Raw genomic sequence first — 214 nt, forward strand, 5'->3', positions numbered from 1 at the left:
TCCAACAGGTAGTCCGCGTTGCGCACCTCCTGGCCGGGGATCGGGTTCACGATCACCATCGGCAACCCGGCAGCCATGCACTCCGATGACGACAGTCCACCCGGCTTGCCGACGAACAGGCTGGCCACCCGCATCAGGTCGGCCATCCGGTCGGTGAAGCCGAGCACCACGAAATCCCGATCCCTGCCCGCCACGAGCGCCTCGACCCCGGACT

At 67.3% G+C, this 214-nt stretch carries 1 protein-coding gene; it reads right to left on the reverse strand.

Annotation, left to right across the window (positions count from 1 at the left end; all coding sequences use genetic code 11):
• Positions 1–214: glycosyltransferase (locus tag BN358_RS12540; protein ID WP_304412795.1), on the reverse strand; the 214-nt coding region annotated here is incomplete at both ends.

Source organism: Sedimentibacter sp. B4 (genome assembly GCF_000309315.1).
In the GTDB taxonomy this organism is placed as follows: Bacteria; Bacillota; Clostridia; order Tissierellales; family Sedimentibacteraceae; genus Sedimentibacter; species Sedimentibacter saalensis.